The following is a 17526-nucleotide window of genomic DNA, read 5'->3' on the forward strand; positions in this document are numbered from 1 at the left end:
GCTGATTTCTGGCATAGGCACCAAGAAATTCTGCCGCCTCGTCCTTCAATCCTAATCTGAACAGTGCCGGGTGTCCAACCATCAAAATTCAACTTGTGCCAAGGAATAATGTAGTATTTAAGCAATACTGATAACCGTTGATCTTGATTTCAGTTTTATCAACGGCAGCCTGCTTCGACTGTGTCTCAACCAGCCAATACTATTAAATAGGTGATGTATATGGTGGGTGGTAAATTGAAGATAGTATTCTGCATCCACCAACTCAAAGTGAGCCGCCGATTGGGCTGGACAGACGGCGGGCGCTCTGACGGCTTACCCCGTCCGCACATTCTCCCAATCCTCTTCAAACCCATACAGCTCTCGCTGATTCGGACTGCGGACATATCCAATTCTTTGACCCGCAGCTCCTTTCTCAATCTAACTCACCCAGACAGTACCGTGGCTAAAGGTGAATCTTCATTCCGAACGGGTCGTGACCGTGACTGGCCCGGAGAAGTTGAGAATGATTTTCTGCGCGACGTCACCCATTACCAGTTTACTAGCCGGAGAGCGACGCCGCCCGCTAACGAATATGTGGCCGACGTCCCGTTCGCTTGCCACTTCAAGGATATCCTCAGGGATCATCCCGAGTTCTCCTACTGCAGTGAAGGTAATGTCGTCATTGAAGGCATCTGCGCCGATTGCTTTTGCCGTCTCCTCAGCTGCAGACTCAATCTCGGTGATCGTCTCGGACGTGCGTCCCGAGCGTGCTTTCTGTTGAACGTCAGCTTCGAAGTCATCCCGGTCGTGAATACGATAGAGGATAACTTCGGTGTCCGTTCCTATAACGTACTGTTTGGCCGCGTCTAACAGGACGGGATCTGGCTCATCGCTCGTCAGGACGACCAGTATTCGCTCCATACACACTCATGTAACCCGAAGCAGTATAAGAACGGCGACGAGACCCGAAGAGTTTACGGGATGCGTGTCGTACCCATACGACGATGAAGACCAGCGTTCTCTCCGACGTGCAGGAGCTGTCCGTCAAGCAGCGAGAGGAACCAGATGTCAACGCTGACGACGTCCTTATTGAAGTCAATCGCGTCGGCATCTGTGGATCCGATCTCCATTACTACCAGCACGGCCAGAACGGCGACAACGTTGTCGACTTCCCCCACGTCCTCGGTCACGAGGCCGCGGGAACAGTCGTCGAAACCGGCACTGGCGTCACTAATGTGTCGGTGGGTGACCGCGTGGCGATCGACCCTGGCAAGCCCTGTGAGTCCTGTCGGTACTGCGAGGAAGGAAACTACCACCTCTGTGAATCGATGGAGTATCTCTCCTCGCCGCCGACGGACGGAGCGCTTGTCGAGCGACTTGCGTGGCCCGCCAAGCACGTCTACCCGCTCCCCGAGTCCGTCTCGTTACGAGAAGGCGCGCTCTGTGAGCCTCTGAGTGTCGCAATACACGCGTGTCGGCGTGCCGGCGTTGAGGAGAACGACTCCGTCCTGATTACGGGCGCCGGCCCAATCGGACGACTCGTCGCTGAAGTCGCTCGCGACTTCGGCGCGGACCAGATTGTAATGACAGATCTCGTTGAGGACAAGCTCATGGAGGCCGAGACGGCGGGAGTTGACATCACTGTCAACGTCTCCGAGGAGGACACCCTAGAGGTCATCAAGTCGGAGGTCGATCCGCGCGGCGTCGATGTCGCCATTGAGAGTTCTGGCGCTGGCCCCGCGGTGGAGACGGTCGTCGACGCCATCAAACGCGGCGGCATCGTGACGTTTGTGGGAATCCCTCCTGAGACAGAAGTCCCGCTCACGGTGGCAGAGACCATCGACGGGGAGTACGACGTACGTGGGTCGTTCCGGTTCAAGAATACCTATCCGGACGCAATTGCCGGCCTCAAAGCCGGCCGCTACGACGTTGACAGCATCGTGAGCTTTGAGGAATCCCTCGAACGGACACAGGAGGTCTTCGAGCAGGCAACGGAACCCGAGCACGTGAAGGGTGTCGTCCGTATCAACGACGAGTAGCCTACTGAGAACTGTCGTCGTAACCGCCGTCAATCGTGATGATTTCGCCGGTTGTGAACGAGGCCGCATCACTCCCAAGATAGATGGCGGCACCGCTGATTTCGTCCGGCGTCGCGACACGCCCCATCGGGGTGCGCGCGTCAACCGTCTCGCGAAACGCCGATCCTTCTTCGAGCTTTGGTCCAGCCATCTCCGTTTTCACGAATCCGGGTGCAATAGCGTTGACACGGACGTCGGGTGCGAGGTCGGCCGAAGCAGCACGCGTCAGGCCATTCACACCACTTTTGGCCGCACAGTAGGACGGACGTTCCTCCCGAGATTGGTCGGCGGACATCGAGGAGATGTTCACGATGCTCCCCGTATCCATCTCGCGGCCGAACACCTGGCACGCCCGAAAGACGCCGGTAAGACAGACATCGATATCACGTGCCCAGTCCGTTTCGGACATTTCCGTAACACTCGCCTGTGCCACAGCGCCTGCGGAGTTCACAAGGATATCTACTCCTCCAAGAGTCTCCTCCGTGGCCTCGTAGAGATCCTCGATCGACTCTGACTCTGTGACGTCACAGGTCACCTCAGTCGTCGTCGCGCCGAGTTCACGTAGTTCCGCTGCCGTCTCCGCAACTGATTCCGGATCGCGGCTGCTGGCCACGACGTCCGCACCGTCCTTTGCGAAGTCATGGGCAATCGCGCGTCCAATACCGCTCGTCCCACCGATGACAACTGCGTTCTTGCCTTCGACAGTCACCTTGGCTGCTGATTTACTAGTCACACCGGAGCGTCACGCTCGTCGTACCTTATGATTACGGTTGGTGCTAGTCCACTCCAAACTACTGAATGAGTGCTTGGAACGACGGGAAATCGGTGTGGGCGCTCCCCCTTAGAGCATGCCCATCGAACGCGGTAGCCAGAGAGCGACGTTCGGGAAGAGAATGATTAGAAGGAGTGCGATTACGAGCGGAATATAGAACGGAATCATATTCTTCGTAATACGCTCGAGGGACACGCCAGTTACAGCGTTAAGGACGAAGAGAATGACGCCAAACGGGGGCGTGAGCAATCCGATCATCAGCGTAATGATCATCACGATACCGAAGTGAATCGGGCTGATGCCGATTTGTCCGATGACGGGGAGGAAAACCGGTGTTAGAATGGTGATCGCAGCGATAGTCTCCATCATCAGCCCGACGACGAATAGTACGCCAGTGATGAGGAGCAAAACGATGAGGGGGTCGGTCGAGAACGAGGTGATTGAGGTGGCGAGGATCTCTGGAAGCTGAGCACGTCGAACAAGGAAGCCGTAAAGTGCGGCGGAGGCGACGATGAAGGTGAGTGACGCAGTCCGCGTCATGCCCTCGTCGAAGCTTGTGACGAGTTCGTCTACTGAGAACCCCTCGTAGAAAATGGGGCCGATCAACAGCGTGTAGAAGAGCGCGACGGCGCCAGCTTCAGTCGCTGTGAAATACCCTCCAAGAATTCCGCCGATGACGACCGCAGGGGTGCCGAGGGCGGGCGCTGCTTTCAGGAACGTCACGCCAATCCGTCGAATCGACCACCAGTCACCTCTCTCGTAACCATGTTTGTGTGCGTAGTATGTACAGAGCGCCATCAGACCGATCCCCATCAGAAGACCAGGGACGATGCCAGCGATGAACAGCGTACCAATTGATACCTGCGCGAGGACGCCATACATGATGAGTGGGACGCTTGGCGGAATGATCGGGCCAATAATCGAGGACGAACCGGTGACTGCGATGCTGAATCCATCCCTGTAGCCTTCCTCTCGCATCGCTCGGTACTCGATGGCGCCGAGACCAGCGGCGTCAGCTGCTGCAGTCCCGGTCATTCCTGAGAAGATAATGCTCGCTACGACGTTCACGTGCGCGAGTCCGCCCCGAACCGGGCCAACGAGCTCGCCAGCAAAGTCAAAGATCTCGTCGGTCAGTCCCATCGAGTTCATCAACAGGCCGGTCTGGAGGAACAGCGGAATTGCGAGCAACACGAACGAGTTACTCCCGTACACGATTGTCTGTGCGACGAGGAGTGGCTCAAACGGGATGCTCGTGGTGAACATCAGGATGAGGCTTGTGAGTCCGAGGGCGTAGACGACGGGCACCTCGATGAGGTAGAGGGCGAGCAGGATGCCGATGAAGAGGGCGAAGAGAACGACATCAGCCATTACGACCACCCTCCGACTAGCATCTGTTCGCGAATTTCAGCTGTGTGGATCATGTTAGTTATCATCGTTTGTCTCTCGCTGGAGGTCATTTAGAATCGTCTCCGGTGTGAAGAGGAGTTGTGCGAAATCGCGCAGGCCGTACACGATGATGAGGCATCCGCCCGTGAGGGCGGCGATGTAGAGCCAGCCTCCGGTGAACGGGGCGGTGTTTGGCAGTGTTCCGATTGATGTCGTGCGATTTGCCACGTAAAGTGGGTATGCACCTTTGATGAGAACGGCGATGAAGCCGAGGATTGCGAGTGTTCGAATGCTCGCGAGGATACGGAGTGTGCGGTCGGAGAGTCGCGAGACAAGCAGGTCGAGTGAGATGTGCTCGCGCTTCCTGCTGGCAACCGCGGCACCGACGAAGGTCATCCAGACGAGCAGGTACTGTGCAAGGTTGACCGTCCAGGGAAGACTCATGTCGAAAAGCGGCTCAAGGATCCAGCGGGCACTGATTTGTAACCCGACAGTCAGAATCATGAGCGCGTAAATTCCCAGGGCGACGGCCGTCACAGTACGGTTAAACAGGGACCCTACTGAGAGACCGGCTAATTTGGTTTCCATACGAGACACTGTGTGTGATTTCCCCTCAAATGTTTCGGACTTCCTCAAGCGTGGGTTCCCAATCCGCTTCGAACTGCTGCTGGAGTGGCTCTTTCGCGGCGGTGAGCCATGCGTCGCGGTCCGCTTCGACGACGTTCATGCCGTTGTCCTTGAGTGACTGAATCGCTTCCTCCTCGGAAGCGGCGATATTCTCGCTCAGGTTGTTGATCTTCGTCTCAAGCGTGCTGGTCACCACATTCCGGTCCTCTTCGGACATATTCGAGAGCGTGTTGGTGTTGATTGTACACCAGCCCGTGGAGGCCAAGTGCTTTGTCAACGTGTAGTAATCCTGTACCTCGTAGAGCGAAGCGGACAGCATGGTCTCAGCGGGATTCTCTTGGGCGTCGACCACGCCCTGCTGGAGCCCGCTGTAGAGTTCATCGAATGCGACCGTAGTTGGGCTGGCGCCGATACCGTCCCAAATATTGACCCACGGGTCGAGGCCGGGGACACGGAGGTTCACATTCTGAATGGCCGAGGGATCCTTGAAGGATTGATTACCCGAGGTGTGTCGGTAGCCCCGATAGACCGGCGGGCCGATGAGCGCCTGGTTCCCCTCTTCACGGAGGCGCTCGCGGCCGTCTTCGAGGTACTCCGATTCGAACGCTCGTCGCTGTTGTTCCCAGTTTTCGAAGACGAATGGGGATTCGACCCAGAAGTTCTTCGGGTCGTAGTCGATGACCCACCGTGTACCGATGAGCGTTCCCTGAATCGCGCCGATTCGGGTTTGTTCCATGACTTCCTTCTCGCCCCCGAACCCTGCTTCAATCGTGATGTCAATGCGGTCATCGGTCTCCTCAGCGACGGTCGATGCCCAGTCCTTCGCCATCTCGTTGATCGCGTGGCCGCTGGGGTAGACGCTCCCAATAAGTAGGGAGACACTCTGGCTGCCAGAGTTCGTGCTGTTCCCACTATCCGATGGCTGACTGTCGCTCGAGTTCGATGTGCAACCTGCGAGCCCGACTGCGGCGCCGGTTCCGCCGAGGACACCGAGCTGTTCGATGAAACTACGCCTGTTTAGGTCTGGCATGCGTTCCATCATGTACAATAGGGATACTTATATCTATCTGTCTATATACTTACTATTCTATTCGTGATATTAACAAGAGATGTCTCGCAACATCGGCTGAAAGTGACGTTATCAGGCAGATGGGCCAATCATAGGAATTGTTAAGAGGAGTGCGTATAATCCTGAGTTACATGCAGCGAGACGAAGCTACTGCTTTGAGCGAAAGATCGATCGATGAACTTCCGATGCGCGTGGGGGTCGGGCAGTTCATGGCACCAACTGAGGAGCGGCTCCAGTTCATCAAGCAACTCGGGGTGAACGACATTCTCCTCAACATGTACGACACACCGCTACTTGCCGACTCTGAGAAACCCCTGACCGGCGAAGAGAAGTGGTCGTATAAGGAACTGCTCCACCTCCGCACCCGCGTCAACGACGCCGGGCTTCGGCTCAACGCCATCGAGAACCTCCCGATCTCCTTTTACGACAAGGTAATGCTAGGCAAAGAGGGTCGTGACGAGCAACTACAAAACGTCAAAGACACGATCCGCAACCTGGGACGAGCTGGCATCCCAATTCTCGGCTATCACTGGTCGCCTAGTGGTGTTTGGCGGACCTCCACCAATCGGCGAACACGCGGTGGTGCGATTACGACTGCATTCGACGCCGACGAGCTCGGGGATGTTCCGCTCTCCTTAGACCGAGAATACAGCGAGGAAGAACTCTGGGAGAACTATGAGTATTTCCTCGAAGAGGTCGTGCCCGTCGCAGAGGAAGCTGGGGTCACGCTCGCGCTCCACCCGAACGACCCACCTGTCGAGGAGATTGGCGGCGTCCCCTTCCTCTTCCGGAACTTCGAGAACTTCAAGCGGGCGATGGAGATTGTTCCGAGTGAGAACCACGGGCTCGAATTCTGCATGGGAACGTGGTCGGAGATGCACGAAGACCTGCAGACGGTCATCAAATACTTCGGCGAACGCGACAAAATCGTCTATATCCACTTTCGCGACGTGGACGGGAAAACGCCTTCATTCACGGAGGTGTTCCTAGATGAGGGGAACTACGACGAGTATGAACTGCTTACTCTCCTCGACGAGGTTGGGTTTGACGGGCTTATGATCCCGGACCACGTGCCGAAGATGGAGGGTGACGGTAACTGGAAGCATCGGGGCCGGGCGTACACCGTTGGATATCTGAAGGGGATGGTCAAGTCCCGTGGCATCGACTTCTGCTGAAACGAATCGTTCGTGCAGGCTCGATTAATGTGTCTGGTGAGCGCGCCAGTCCAACGATGGTAGAATTTATCCAGTAGCGCGGTAAGAGTATGGTATGAAACGAACTGCGAATGGGGACGGGGGAAAGCAGGTCGAATCAGTACGCCGGGCGTTCCAAATTATCGACGCCTTGGATGACAATGGGCCGATGCAGCTTCCCGGACTAGCGGAGCGCCTCGATATGGCCGAGAGTACGGTCCACGTCCATCTTCGTACGCTTCAGACCGCAGGCTATGTCGTCCACAACGAGAGTGGATACGACCTCAGTCTCCGCTTCCTCGAGAAAGGGATTGCCACCCGCCAGCACAGAGCCGTCTATGCAACCGCACAAGACGAACTCGATGACCTTGCCGAAGAGACGGGCGAAGTGGCTAATCTCGGCGTCGAGGAGAGTGGACAGCGAGTTATTCTCGACCAGTCCGAAGGCAGTGATGCAGTCTATGATAACGCGCCGATCGGCGAACACACACATATGCACTGGACAGCCCTGGGAAAGGCGATACTCGCCGAACTGCCGGTAGATGAGGTCGAGGAAATCGTCGAGTCACGGGGTCTCCCGACAGCGACAGAAAACACGCTCTCGACTCGTGAAGAGTTGTTTGCGGCACTCGAGGAGGCACGGGAGCGTGGATACGCGATTGAGAACGAGGAACGACGTGTCGGCATCCGTTCGGTTGCTGTTCCGATCATGATGGACTCAACAGTTATCGGCGCGATCTCCCTGTCCGGCCCGAAAGAGAGGTTTTCCGACCAAAGAATCGAAGACGAGCTAGTTCCGGCTCTCCAGAGTACATCAAATATCGTCGAGATCCGGTATAACTACGAATAGTTGTACTTTGAGGCCTTCTTACTGTAACATACTTCCTAACGACAACGACTAGAATTACGCCCCTATGTTTGTAATACCATTCCGCCGGTTAGTCATGGCTGTTTGAACGAACAATTCGGTCAGAGCGTCAAGATCGGCTATAATGAGCACGAACTACCGACTCTGTCTCCAAGCTACCGTTCAAGTGAACTCCAAGAGGTGGTCCAAGATTATTGGATCACATACAACAGCAAGGGGTTCGAAGAAACGGACACAGAAACACGCGTAGCGCTGTCGCGCCACATCCCGGTCAGAATCGATAGAAACGGCAATCTTTGGCTGGTTATCTGCACTGACTGGTTAAGTGGTGGATGGTGGCCTCCATCAAATGCTTCGCTGTTCGCTTCCATCAGACCAGTTGTTCACTCGAAAAGACAACAGCAATTTATCGAAGTTGGATGTTCTACTTCCTCTACAGTAATTCAGAATTAGGAACATCGTATAGTTGATAGTAAATGCAATCCAACGACTACGATGACGTCAAGAATCATTTTTAACGAGTCACCATCAAAATCAACGGCGGATAGTTTTGCTCTTATATTGCAATAATACTGGTTCAAAGTTGATAACTTATGTCGCGTTATTTGGGAGATACGACACTGATTCTGTGACTGCGTTCTGCATCACTTCCAAGGAAAGCACGGCGTCACCAAGGCTCCGTTTTCACTAAATGATTCGACTATCGTCCTACTCTTCACCGGTTAGGATTGATCGATTGTTCCGACTACACTGACCAAACCCTGATCAAAAAGTAGTGTCACACGCTCAAATATGATTAACCAAGTCTATAATTCATACGGGGGGAGTCGGACAAACCACGACAGCATCTTGATTGATTGATGAACTACTATAACAGTCAGATGCCGCTCTAAGATCCTAATGGAAAATGCGGATTGAGCCCTCCATATTATTAGTTTATTTGGATGTTTATTCCAAATTTCAGTTTAGAATATTGTCTGCTTTATTTTGAGATGTTCGGGAAAGTGATCCACGACTAGGAAACCGATCTGGGTGCGGGAACACGCCTGCACCTCGTATGGGTTTGAAGCGGATAGAGACGCGAATGCAGCGTGGAACATCTTTTCTCGTGGTCTCGAAGATATAAGGTAGTGGTTCACTTCGAATCGACGCCTGTGGAGACTGCGCTCCCTGTGGCACCGTTGTGTCTGCAAAGTGTGTCGTCGAAACAGGAAGCCCCAACCTCAAGGAGCGAACCGCGTCAGCGGTGAGCGAGTAGGGTGGGGTAGTTCACTCGCAGTTCTCAGTTTTCGTCACCGAGTCCGTCGTTGACCCGGAGCAGGCGCTCCTGCAGTTCCACCGGTGACTCGGCAAACAACCGACACATAGCTTCCTTCCCGACGGCGCCGCGGTCATAAATTGCGTCGGGAACCGTTTCACGATCGGCCATCGCCCGCTCGACGGTCCAGGCCATCGTCCCGCCCTCGCGCTCCTCAGTAGGGTCGGCGTCCGGCTCGGCCGTGCGGTCCACCGCGACAGCGTCCAGTCGCTCGTCGACCACTCCAGCCACCGCATCGTCCAGCCGGACGTTCGCCGCGGCCGCAATCGACGGATCATAGTGCCGTGCGGCCAGCAGGAGGCGGGCGACGTGGCTCGACGCGCCAAGCCAGGGCGGCCCCGCCGGGACGAGACCGTCGGCCGTGCGGTGGACGCGGCCTTCGACCGCCGCCACTTCGCCAGTGTCGACGGCGTACGGCGTCGTAACGGCGACGTTCAGCCCCACTTCGGGGACGAGTACTCCGGCGTCGCGGTCCCGCAGAGCCCGCAGTACCTCGCGGACCTCGCCCAGCGCGTCGGCGCGCGCCGCGTCGTTGCGTAGCCCCGCCATGTGGTGGACGGGTCCGGCGCCCTCGCCGACGTCGAGGCCGTAGCGGACCGCCCGGTCAAGCAGCGCCTCCGCGCGCTCGACAGCGGTCTGCAGGTCCGCGCCGCCAGCGAGCCCTGCCGCGACGGCCGCGGAAAGGGTACAGCCGCTGCCGTGGGTGTTCGGGGTGTCGACACGGCGCTTCCGGAACGTTTTGGTCTCGCCGGCAGCGTACAGCACGTCGACCAGTTTGTCGCCCCGTAGGTGGCCGCCGGTGACGAGGACGGCCTCGGGTCCGCGCTCTGCGATTCGCTTGGCGACCGAACGCATCTCGGCTTCGTCCGTTACGTCAGTTCCCGTCAGCATCTCCGCCTCTGCGAGGTTCGGTGTCACGAGTGTCGCCTTCGGGAGCAACTCCTCCCGGAGCGTGCGCTCGGCGTCCTCGGCAAGCAGCCGGTCGCCGCTCTGCGCGACCATCACGGGGTCGACCACGAGCGGGAAGTCGTATCCCGCCAGCCTATCGGCGACGGTTTCGATGATGGCCGCGGAGCTGAGCATCCCAGTCTTCGCGGCGCCGACGTCGAAGTCCCCGGCGACGGAGCCGATTTGTGCCGCGACCACGTCGGTCGAGACGTCCTCAATAGCGTCGACGCCCTGTGTGTTCTGGGCGGTAACGCTGGTGAGCGCGCTGGTGCCGAAGACGCCCAGCGCCTCCATGGTCTTTAGGTCGGCCTGGACGCCGGCGCCGCCGCCGCTGTCCGAGCCAGCGACGGTCAGCGCCACGGGGGGCTGAACCACTGCTTGTCCTTCCCCGTTGCTTTCGGCCCGATCGACGGACGGTGCCCGCGGGGGACGGTCGGCATCGCGCACTCAGACCCCCTCCACCGCGACCGTCGCACGCTCGTGGGGCCAGTCCTCCTTGGCGTAGGCCATCTCCCAGAAGGCGTGCTCCAGCTCGGCGCTCCGGCGGAAGGCACTCTCCATCTCCCCGCGCAGCGACGGGTGCTCTTCGGCGCAACGGTCGACCAGATCCCGCATCCAGGCCACCGACTCGCGGAACTCCTCGCTCGTGTACTTCTCGATGAACGGCGTGTAGCGGTGCTCGCCGTCAGCGATTTCGGCCATGTGCTCGGCCACGTCTAGATACCCTTGGCCGCAGGGGTAGACGGCCGCTGCGCCGACGGGGAGCGGACGCCCCCGGGCTGTCCGCAGGAGGTAGCTGGTGTAGGCTTCGCAGGTCGGCGCCTTACGCACCGCTTCCAGGTCCTCGCCCGTGAGGCCGTAGTCCGCCGCGAACGATCGGTGCAGATCCATCTCGTCGTCCACGATGCTGTTCGCCACGCCGAAACAGTGCGCCATCGTGGATTCGTCGGTTGCCTTCGTCCCAAGGGTGGCGAACGTCCGCGCGTAGTCAAGCAGGTAGTGGTAATCCTGTTCAAGCCAGGTGCGGAACGCCGCCTCGTCGAGCGTGCCTGCGGCGAGCTCGCGGACGAACGGGTGGTCCATCTGTAACGCCCACAGCTCGGTGCCGCTGTCGAGGAGTTGGTCACTAAACCCCATGTCCGTCCCCACGGTGAAACTCCGCGAATTTATAACTGCTGTATACAACCGACTAATTTCCATGGGGTTGTGCTGGCCGAGCTGGTTGGACTCGTCCAAGAGTACAAGGACTGCGGCCTTATCGGTGCAGCCCATGAGGAGCGAGCCCGCGATGATTCCCCTAATCCCGGTCGGTGGCCGCGGCCGCGGAGCTGGCAACCTGGCTCGCAGCGGCGGCCGTGGCGTAGGCCGCAGTCACAGCTCCACGATCCGGTCAGCCCACGCCCGCAGCGCCTCGAGTGCGGCTCGCTCGTTCCGGGAGACGGGATCGTCGACGCCGAGTTCGTCGCTCTCGAAGGCGTTGCACACCGCCGCGTCCGCCCGGTCGCAGTAGCCGGTCAGTACTCCGGGATCGAACCCGTCGGGGCCATCGGCTTGAAACGGAATGGTGGCGTCGTTGACGAAGACGGCCCGCGGCGACGCGGGTGCTGCAGACACGATGCGCCGAGCGCGTCGCGCATTGGCCGCCGCGAGCGACAGCGACTCCGCGTTCGTTTCGCCGCCAGCCCGGGGCACGTGGGCCTCCAATACGCCGCGCCAGGCCTCCGCCGGCACGTCGGTGAACCGGGTGAGCCGACCGCCGAGCAGCGTGCCGTCCCGCTCTAGTTCGGGGGCGAAGTCGAGGACGACGACCCCGTCGGCGCCGTGCTCGGCCACCCAGGCGTCGAGCGCGCGGGCGGTCAGCCGCGTCTTCCCAGCGTTTGAGGGGCCGGTCACAAGCGCCGTCCCCGTCGGCGGGAGTGGGAGGTCGGTCATCTCAGTCCGCCGGCTCGGGGGTCATCCCGGTGCCGTTGAGCCGACGCCGGACGTGCTTCACGACCAGCCCTGCGATGGCGAGCCCAAGCAGGACGGCGAACGCCAGGACGCCCCCGGAGAGCGGGGTGACGCCGGCCGCGACCTGCTCGCGGACGAAGTTGGCGGCGAGGATCCCCGAAACCAAGAGCAGCGCGAGCCCGCTGAGATTCGTGAGTGTGGCGGTCGGCCGGGGTACGGCCGGTGAGTTCAGCAAGTAGAGGACGACTGCGATGGCGAAGGGAGTCCCGACGGTGCCCAGCGCCAGCACGAGTACCAGCTGGCCGAGCACCTGACCACCAATGGACGCGCCGAACGCCGAGAGCAGCGCGACCGCGGCCACCAGAGCGCGGTATCGCGCGTCCGCGACGGTTGTCCCCCAGCCCAGCTTGTCCGCGAGGACGAACGGCGGGACGATAGTGTTCCCACCCAACGAGGATATCGCCGCCCCGCCGAGCCCGAGCAGGAAGAGCCACTTGGCGTGCTCGCCGACGAGCGGGCCGAGCGCCTGTGCGGCCCCGACGGTGCTGAGGTCCGGCTGAGTGAGGACGCTGGCGGTGACCAGAAAGATGGCGACGCTGTACACGCCGAAGGCGACGAGCATCGACGCGCCGATATCGACGGTCGCAATCTCATAGTCGTCGTCAGTCCATCCCTTCGCCCGCATCGTGTACGAGTGCATCGTGATCAGGGTAATGTGGACCGCACCGCCGAGGATGCCCGCGGCGACGAGCGCACTCCCGCCGGGGAGCGTCGGGACGAGGCCGCCAGCGGCGGCGCCGACGTCAAGCGGCACCACGAACAGCGACGCGACGAACGCCAGGACCACCGCGGCCACGAGGATTTTGGCCGCGGCTTCCAACAGCCCGTAGCCTCGGCCGGCCAGTCCCAGCGCGAGCACGGCCGCCCAGACGACACCCCAGATCCAGGCCGGCGCGCCAGTGATGGTCGCGGAGACGCTGGCCAGCGTGTTCATGATGACCAGCTGCGCAACCCCCGAGGCGAGCACCACGTCGACGACAAGGAGCCACGCCCACCACTCGCCGAGATACTCCTCGACGACCTCCACGATGCCCCGCTCGGTGAGCAGGCCGAGACGCATCGCGAGGTACTGGGCGAGCGCGCCGGCGAACGCCGAGAGCACTACGACCCACAGCAGGCTGTACCCGTAGGCGGCGCCGGCGGTGATCATGGACGCCATGGTCGCCGGGCCGGCTGCGATTGCCCCAGCGACCCACGATGGCCCCATCTCGCCGGTGAATTCGCGGATTCGTTCAGCGACCGCCATCTACACGCACCCCGGGAACTCCTCGCCGGCGATGTGCAGGTTGTCGACCCACTCCGGCCGGTTGTCGGTGGTGAACCGCGACCGCGACCGCATGTACGCGACGATCATCGCCCGGCGCCAGCGGTCGCTCTCGTTGGGCGCAGTGTAGTGGGGAGCGAGGCAGTGCTGGAACAGCGCGTCCCCCGGCTCCATCGGGAGCGCAACGGTGTCGCTCTCGTCGTAGTCCCGGGAGTTAATCGTGATGTCCGTGTCGTACTCCATCGCCTCGTGTTCGAGGAGGCCGTCCGTGTGGGCCTTCGGGACGACCTGCATGCAGCCGTTCTCGGTTTTCGACTCATCGAGAGCCACCCACACCGTCACGTGGTCCATCGGGTGGATGGGGTAGTAGGCCGCGTCCTGATGGAACTTCTTCGCGGTCCCGACCCCCGGCGGCTTCAGCATGCCGGCACAGCGCAATAGCTTCAGGTTCGGCCCCTGAAGCTGGCTGACCACCTCCACGATGTCGTCGTGGTACGCCAGCTCCCGGAACACCTCGTCCTCGCGGGCCATCCCGACACCCTCGAACTTTCGGACCGGTTGCCCCTCGTGGTCGAACTCCTCGGCGTCGATCGACGGCTCCAGCATTCGATCGAATTCGGTCTCCTCTCGCTCGCCGCGGACGTACTCTCGGAGGCGATCTTTCACCTCGGTCACCTCAGTCGCCGACAACACGTCCTCGACGACGACGTATCCCTCCCGTTGATACTGCTGCATCTGTTCGTCGGACAGCGCCATACCACTCGGTGTTATTTTAAGGTAATAAAGCCTTGCGCTCCGGCGAGGCGCGGTGTTCAGATAAGGATGAAGAGTGAGGCGGTTCTTTTCTGGGTGGTTATACCGGAAACAACTCCCTCAACGGATGTTTAGACGAGATCAACGTAGCGTTTGTTGAACGAGAAGCGACACCTCGATTGCTGATGAAGCTCAGTATTCTGCTATATCTTGCTGGACTCTCGCTTTCGAAATACTGTCTTAATGATTGTGGTATTCGGTGTCAAACGCGTACGCTCCACCGCTCATAACTGGGTGCAGAAAGCCGACCTACAGCCTGAGTCTGGACGAACTCCAAATCACGTCGCCGTTGACGAAACCGTGCTCCGACTCAACGACGAGCAATACTGGCTGTACGCTGCTGTCGATCCAGAAACGACCAAATCACTCTATATAACGCTTGAACCGGTGCGTACGTACGTGATTGCCGCTCGTTTTTCGAACAACTCCGCGAAAAATACGACGTCGATAATGCTGTGTTTCTCGTTGATGGCGCACCGACACTGAAAGACGCCTGCCAACGACATGGCCTCCGATTCCAGTCTGAAACACATGGAAATCAGAATGCTGTTGAACGCGTCTTTCGAGAGATAAAACAACGAACCTCCTCGTTCTCAAACTGTTTCAGCAACGCCACAGCAGATACCGCCGACGAGTGGCTCAGATCCTTCAGCTTTGCATGAAATCAGCTAATCTGAACACTACCGATCTCGAGAGCCTGAGGAATTATGTGTCTCGGCATCCAAAACGAAGATGTACAGATGCCTCAACACGCCCCACGCGTCACGCAGAACCTCCTCGATGAACCCCACATCGAGGGGCGCCTCATTTCGGTGCTCCAGCTGCACGATCGCGTCAAGGAGCTCGGGGCGGACCCGGAGGACGTCGCCGACGAATACGCCCTAGACGTCGCTGACGTGTATCGAGCGTTAGCGTATTACTACGAGAACCCGGAGGAGATGAAGGCTGTCCGAGAGCGTCGTGAGACCGACCTGCGCGACCTGCGCGAGAATATCGCCTCGAACCGCCCGGACGGCGTCAGTCCGCCGACTTGATATCAACCGACCCGACCACGACACCTTCTTCGACGCCTACATCGCAGCCTCAACGACGCCATCACCGACCTCGTCATCAACAGCCCCAAGCTCATCCACGAACTCACCAGCGCATTCAACGACGCCCTCACAGAATACCGAAATCAGTAACGAACTCGAAGAGCGTTGAAGGTTGCATTCCCGAGGTATGTGAACTAATTTAAGAACCAGCAGTTCCCGCTTGTTTTTTCATGTGGTAGAGTCTGGACAGGTATATGACCCTTGACACCACGGCAGTGCGCGCAGACTTCCCCGTGCTCGACAGACGCGTGAACGGCCATCCACTCACATACCTCGACAACGCTGCCACCACCCACACGCCCAGACAGGTGTACGACGTCTTCGAAGAGTTCTACAAAGATTATAACTCGAATATCCACCGCGGAATTCACGAACTTAGTCATGAGGCTTCAATCGCGTACGAGGAAGCCCACGACCGTGTTGCCGACTTCCTCGGCGCAGACGGCCGTGAGGAAATCGTCTTCACAAAAAACACCACCGAGAGCATCAACCTCGTCGCGTACGGCCTCAGCCAGCATCTCGACACCGGCGACGAGATTCTCACCACGGAGATGGACCATCACGCCTCGCTGGTGACTTGGCAGCAGATTGCGAAACGAACAGGTGCGACCGTCCGCCATATCCCCGTCACGAGCGACAGCCATCTCGACATGGACGCCGCCGACGACCTCGTCACCGACGACATCGAGATCCTCTGTGCGCCTCACGTCTCGAACGTCCTCGGAACCATCAACCCGATCGGGGATCTCGTGGAGCTCGCACACGATCACGGCGCGTACGCAGTGATCGACGGCGCCCAGTCTGCCCCAACCCGGCCCGTCGACGTCGGGGAGATGGACGCAGACTTCTTCGCGTTCAGCGGTCACAAACTCGCCGGTCCCACCGGCATCGGCGGGCTGTACGGGAAACGCGCCATCCTCCAAGACCTCGACCCCTTCCTGTTCGGTGGGGAGATGATCAGGAACGTCACCCTCACTGACTCCACGTGGAACGAACTCCCCTGGAAATTCGAGGCGGGCACCCCACCCATCGCGGAAGGCATCGCGCTCGGCGCGGCCGTGGACTACCTCGACGACCTTGGCATGGAGAACGTCCGCACCCACGAGAACGACCTCGCCCAGTACCTCCTCCGCGAACTCGCTGAGCGAGACTTCGTCCAAACGTATGGCCCTGACATCGGCGAGAAACGCACCGGCCTCGTCTCATTCAACGTCGAGGGTGTCCACGGCCACGATCTCTCCAGCCTCCTCAACGACCGCGGTGTCGCGATCCGCGCCGGCGACCACTGCACCCAGCCTCTCCACAACCGCCTTGATATCCCCGGCTCCGCCCGCGCTTCCTTCTACATCTACAATACTTGCGCAGATGTCGATCGCCTCCTTGATGTCGTGGACACTGCTCGTGACGACCTCGACGACTACCTCGCCTCCGAGCGCTACCACGACCTCGTCAGCGAACACTATCACGCCTCCCACAACCAGGAAGGCCTCAGCGACCCGACGTTCGTGAAATCCTCCGAGGAAACCACGTGCGGTGATGACGGCGAATTCCACGTCACCATCGCCGACGACCGCATTGAGGCGATTGCCTTCGAGAGCCAGAGCTGTGCAGTCAGCCGCGCCGTCGCCAGCCTCCTCTCCGAACACCTCGAAGGGATGCAAGTCAGCGAAGCCGCGGAACTCAACGGCTACGTCCCGCGCAAACTTGACGGCCAGTACCCCGACCTCCGACGCGAATGCGTTGAAGGCCCCGAAGAAGTCATCCAGGAAGCCATCCGCGAGTACCTCGCAGAGGAACAGCAAACACCATCATCCGCGTAAATCCACACGTCGAACACCGCTTCGACGTGTTGCGAGGGTTAACCTGCACGACTTCGATACCGTGTTCTTTGGCCTTGTATTCGACGTACTTGGAGAGGCGTCGGAACGCCCAGACGTGTTGCCACGTCGCTTCGGGAATGTTCTCCCGAATGTGGGTCAAGTCCTCGAACACGATGTGCGAACAGTCGTTCTCGACAGCCTCCTCAATGAGTTCGTTCGCTACTATGTGCAGGTTGGTCTCGAAGCGTCCGTACTCTTTCTGCCCAACACGCTCGATGAACTCGCTG

General features: G+C 59.3%; 15 protein-coding genes and 3 pseudogenes. 7 read left to right on the forward strand and 11 right to left on the reverse strand.

The genetic code is table 11. The features are described 5' to 3' along the window. Positions 1–456: 456 nt before the first annotated feature. The gene (locus LPA46_RS09880; RefSeq protein ID WP_230892383.1) at positions 457–900 is read right to left on the reverse strand and encodes a universal stress protein; all 444 of its coding nucleotides are present in this window, start codon (positions 898–900) and stop codon (positions 457–459) included. Positions 901–983: 83 nt separating this feature from the next. On the opposite strand from LPA46_RS09880, the gene LPA46_RS09885 reads away from it, so the two are divergent. Continuing rightward, positions 984–2018: an NAD(P)-dependent alcohol dehydrogenase gene (locus tag LPA46_RS09885; protein WP_230892384.1), complete on the forward strand. Its 1035-nt coding sequence runs from the start codon at positions 984–986 to the stop codon at positions 2016–2018. A 1-nt stretch (position 2019) separates the two neighbouring features. Here LPA46_RS09885 and LPA46_RS09890 read toward each other — a convergent pair whose 3' ends face one another. The 4 genes from LPA46_RS09890 to dctP all read right to left on the reverse strand — a co-directional run bounded on the left by LPA46_RS09890 (position 2020) and on the right by dctP (position 5872). Further along, complete coding sequence (locus LPA46_RS09890) at positions 2020–2790, reverse strand: SDR family NAD(P)-dependent oxidoreductase (protein WP_230892385.1); 771 nt, start codon at positions 2788–2790, stop codon at positions 2020–2022. 108 nt (positions 2791–2898) lie between these two features. After that, positions 2899–4197 carry a TRAP transporter large permease gene (locus tag LPA46_RS09895; protein WP_230892386.1) on the reverse strand — a complete coding sequence of 433 codons (1299 nt, stop codon included), beginning with the start codon at positions 4195–4197 and terminating at the stop codon, positions 2899–2901. Between the two features lie 54 nt (positions 4198–4251). Continuing rightward, positions 4252–4803 (reverse strand): TRAP transporter small permease, encoded by a 552-nt coding sequence (locus LPA46_RS09900; protein WP_230892387.1) that lies wholly within the window; start codon positions 4801–4803, stop codon positions 4252–4254. A 25-nt stretch (positions 4804–4828) separates the two neighbouring features. Continuing rightward, positions 4829–5872 carry a TRAP transporter substrate-binding protein DctP gene (dctP, locus tag LPA46_RS09905; RefSeq protein ID WP_230892388.1) on the reverse strand — a complete coding sequence of 348 codons (1044 nt, stop codon included), beginning with the start codon at positions 5870–5872 and terminating at the stop codon, positions 4829–4831. A 170-nt stretch (positions 5873–6042) separates the two neighbouring features. Here dctP and LPA46_RS09910 point away from each other — a divergent pair, with 170 nt between their 5' ends. The 3 genes and pseudogenes from LPA46_RS09910 to LPA46_RS09920 all read left to right on the forward strand — a co-directional run. Beyond that, entirely contained in the window at positions 6043–7086 is a 1044-nt protein-coding gene (locus LPA46_RS09910) for a mannonate dehydratase (protein WP_230892389.1), read from the forward strand. A gap of 94 nt (positions 7087–7180) precedes the next feature. Continuing rightward, entirely contained in the window at positions 7181–7954 is a 774-nt protein-coding gene (locus tag LPA46_RS09915; protein WP_230892390.1) for an IclR family transcriptional regulator, read from the forward strand. Positions 7955–8983: 1029 nt separating this feature from the next. Beyond that, positions 8984–9230: pseudogene (locus tag LPA46_RS09920) on the forward strand (RNA-guided endonuclease TnpB family protein); the annotation flags it as partial. 24 nt (positions 9231–9254) lie between these two features. On the opposite strand, the gene thiD reads toward LPA46_RS09920, so the two are convergent. The 5 genes from thiD to LPA46_RS09945 form a co-directional block, all read right to left on the reverse strand. Next, positions 9255–10598, reverse strand: a complete 1344-nt coding sequence (gene thiD, locus LPA46_RS09925) for a bifunctional hydroxymethylpyrimidine kinase/phosphomethylpyrimidine kinase (protein ID WP_230892391.1) — start codon at positions 10596–10598, stop codon at positions 9255–9257. A gap of 87 nt (positions 10599–10685) precedes the next feature. Beyond that, positions 10686–11375 carry a thiaminase II gene (gene tenA, locus LPA46_RS09930; RefSeq protein WP_230892392.1) on the reverse strand — a complete coding sequence of 230 codons (690 nt, stop codon included), beginning with the start codon at positions 11373–11375 and terminating at the stop codon, positions 10686–10688. Positions 11376–11609: 234 nt separating this feature from the next. Next, complete coding sequence (locus LPA46_RS09935) at positions 11610–12170, reverse strand: hypothetical protein (RefSeq protein ID WP_230892393.1); 561 nt, start codon at positions 12168–12170, stop codon at positions 11610–11612. A 1-nt stretch (position 12171) separates the two neighbouring features. Continuing rightward, complete coding sequence (locus LPA46_RS09940) at positions 12172–13494, reverse strand: Nramp family divalent metal transporter (RefSeq protein WP_230892394.1); 1323 nt, start codon at positions 13492–13494, stop codon at positions 12172–12174. Continuing rightward, the gene (locus tag LPA46_RS09945; protein WP_230892395.1) at positions 13495–14268 is read right to left on the reverse strand and encodes a phytanoyl-CoA dioxygenase family protein; all 774 of its coding nucleotides are present in this window, start codon (positions 14266–14268) and stop codon (positions 13495–13497) included. A gap of 89 nt (positions 14269–14357) precedes the next feature. Here LPA46_RS09945 and LPA46_RS09950 point away from each other — a divergent pair. The 3 genes and pseudogenes from LPA46_RS09950 to LPA46_RS09960 all read left to right on the forward strand — a co-directional run bounded on the left by LPA46_RS09950 (position 14358) and on the right by LPA46_RS09960 (position 17239). Further along, positions 14358–14987: pseudogene (locus tag LPA46_RS09950) on the forward strand (IS6 family transposase). A gap of 78 nt (positions 14988–15065) precedes the next feature. Then, the gene (locus tag LPA46_RS09955) at positions 15066–15359 is read left to right on the forward strand and encodes a DUF433 domain-containing protein (protein WP_230892396.1); all 294 of its coding nucleotides are present in this window, start codon (positions 15066–15068) and stop codon (positions 15357–15359) included. 254 nt (positions 15360–15613) lie between these two features. Continuing rightward, positions 15614–17239: a SufS family cysteine desulfurase gene (locus LPA46_RS09960; RefSeq protein ID WP_442908233.1), complete on the forward strand. Its 1626-nt coding sequence runs from the start codon at positions 15614–15616 to the stop codon at positions 17237–17239. Here LPA46_RS09960 and LPA46_RS09970 read toward each other — a convergent pair. Further along, positions 17235–17522: pseudogene (locus LPA46_RS09970) on the reverse strand (IS200/IS605 family accessory protein TnpB-related protein); the annotation flags it as partial. The gene LPA46_RS09960 and the pseudogene LPA46_RS09970 overlap by 5 nt on opposite strands. Between the last annotated feature and the right edge of the window lie 4 nt (positions 17523–17526).

This window comes from Halobacterium sp. KA-6 (assembly GCF_021029015.1).
Taxonomy (GTDB): Archaea; Halobacteriota; Halobacteria; order Halobacteriales; family Halobacteriaceae; genus Halobacterium.

What these genes read in the sequence shown, in the direction of transcription:
- LPA46_RS09895 (WP_230892386.1), bottom strand. Translation starts at nt 4,197, where the DNA reads ATGGCTGATGTCGTTCTCTTCGCCCTCTTCATCGGCATCCTGCTCGCC.
- LPA46_RS09910 (WP_230892389.1), top strand. Translation starts at nt 6,043, where the DNA reads ATGCAGCGAGACGAAGCTACTGCTTTGAGCGAAAGATCGATCGATGAA.
- dctP (WP_230892388.1), bottom strand. Translation starts at nt 5,872, where the DNA reads ATGCCAGACCTAAACAGGCGTAGTTTCATCGAACAGCTCGGTGTCCTC.
- LPA46_RS09960 (WP_442908233.1), top strand. Translation starts at nt 15,614, where the DNA reads ATGACCCTTGACACCACGGCAGTGCGCGCAGACTTCCCCGTGCTCGAC.
- LPA46_RS09940 (WP_230892394.1), bottom strand. Translation starts at nt 13,494, where the DNA reads ATGGCGGTCGCTGAACGAATCCGCGAATTCACCGGCGAGATGGGGCCA.
- LPA46_RS09900 (WP_230892387.1), bottom strand. Translation starts at nt 4,803, where the DNA reads ATGGAAACCAAATTAGCCGGTCTCTCAGTAGGGTCCCTGTTTAACCGT.
- LPA46_RS09935 (WP_230892393.1), bottom strand. Translation starts at nt 12,170, where the DNA reads ATGACCGACCTCCCACTCCCGCCGACGGGGACGGCGCTTGTGACCGGC.
- LPA46_RS09885 (WP_230892384.1), top strand. Translation starts at nt 984, where the DNA reads ATGAAGACCAGCGTTCTCTCCGACGTGCAGGAGCTGTCCGTCAAGCAG.
- LPA46_RS09945 (WP_230892395.1), bottom strand. Translation starts at nt 14,268, where the DNA reads ATGGCGCTGTCCGACGAACAGATGCAGCAGTATCAACGGGAGGGATAC.
- LPA46_RS09880 (WP_230892383.1), bottom strand. Translation starts at nt 900, where the DNA reads ATGGAGCGAATACTGGTCGTCCTGACGAGCGATGAGCCAGATCCCGTC.
- LPA46_RS09915 (WP_230892390.1), top strand. Translation starts at nt 7,181, where the DNA reads ATGAAACGAACTGCGAATGGGGACGGGGGAAAGCAGGTCGAATCAGTA.
- LPA46_RS09955 (WP_230892396.1), top strand. Translation starts at nt 15,066, where the DNA reads ATGCCTCAACACGCCCCACGCGTCACGCAGAACCTCCTCGATGAACCC.
- tenA (WP_230892392.1), bottom strand. Translation starts at nt 11,375, where the DNA reads ATGGGGTTTAGTGACCAACTCCTCGACAGCGGCACCGAGCTGTGGGCG.